At 44.6% G+C, this 1327-nt stretch carries 2 protein-coding genes; both read right to left on the minus strand.

Going from position 1 to position 1327, the window contains the following annotated elements:
- Nucleotides 1–368, minus strand: a 368-nt coding sequence (locus tag GRP75_RS27135; protein ID WP_160790913.1) for a copper amine oxidase N-terminal domain-containing protein, incomplete at its 3' end; no start/stop codon positions are given.
- Nucleotides 369–992: 624 nt separating this feature from the next.
- Nucleotides 993–1327, minus strand: a 335-nt coding sequence (locus GRP75_RS30145; RefSeq protein ID WP_237449220.1) for a hypothetical protein, incomplete at its 5' end; no start/stop codon positions are given.

Raw genomic sequence — 1327 nt, forward strand, 5'->3', positions numbered from 1 at the left:
CGCAGAGGCACATAGACGCGATTATGGACGGCCTTCGCTGGCACGTCGAGCGAAATCGGACCCGACGAGGACGAGTTATTCCCAAACGTCTCGGTCGCGGCCGTCTTCTTCCCGACGGTCAGTTTAGTCGTCTGCGACCATTTTCGGACGACCACGGTGTCCGTTTTCGCATCCCAATCGACGGCGGCGCCCAGTGCTTCGGAGACAGCTCGGATCGGCACGAGCACCCGTCCCTGATCGTAGATGGGCGGACTGTCGGTTGCGATCGGCTTGCTCCTCACCGTAATGCCAATATCCACGGTGGCGAACGCAGTTGTACCGACGGATAATGCACCGATGACGGCGAATGTGCATAGAAGCTTTTTCATAGTATCCACTCCTGTTCTCATGACGGCAGCGTTCTATCCGAATGCATACCAGCAATCTTTATTCGTATGTTAGACGCGGGTGAACTTGAAAAAGTTTCCATCCATAGATTGGCTGACCACAGACTCATGGATCAGCTTCCTTGTTGCGCTAAACATTCCTGTAGAGCTTAAGATTCTTCTCTATACAAAAAAGAACCACTTCAAGGTTGAAGTGGTCTGGTGTTTTGATCCATTTACTCTGCAAGTGACTCAATCAATTTTATCATCGTTTCTGGATTTACATTCCTGAAATGCGCTTTTGTTATTTGATTCACTCACAGCGCAGGTATCCGGTATTATTCGTTTAATTCTTTCAGTTCTTTTTCTTGCTCTTTCAGGTATTCCAGTTCAAAGCGATCCACATTTTTTGGTATAATTCCGTGTCGGTGAGACTGAGTGCAAAATGCAGATCATAAATGGATCTCCAGATACCGCACCTTTGCCATAACAAAATTTCACGCTCTCTTTATCTTTAGTCAAGTTAAAAAAAATTAAAATCCCCAAAATTGTCCAATCTATTTTGGAAAAGAGCCTCCAGCTCCTTTAGTAATTTTTCAGTTCTAAAATTGGTTGCGGCCATGTCCATTACACTCCAACAGATTTATATACAAAATTATACGTTTGTATACAAATGTGTGCGAGGTGAAAATAAGTAGCCCCTGCATTGCCTGCAGGAGCTACTTTTTGTTGGTGTATTGAATTTGTTTCAATTATTGACGATTGCGGCGTTCCTAAAAGTATGCTTATAATATAAGTTTTTGTACTTGTAGTAGTGGCCAGGATAAGATAATCGCATGAAATCCATTGTTCATGTGAGCTGGGCAAGCCGCCGGGATGATCCAAAAGATTCTTGGATTTTCCCGGCGACTGGTCCGTGATAAGAGACGTAGCCAACTTAATATTTGGTGCTGATAGCTCCT

This window comes from Paenibacillus sp. OT2-17 (assembly GCF_009827695.1).
GTDB classification, from domain to species: Bacteria; Bacillota; Bacilli; order Paenibacillales; family Paenibacillaceae; genus Paenibacillus; species Paenibacillus polymyxa_B.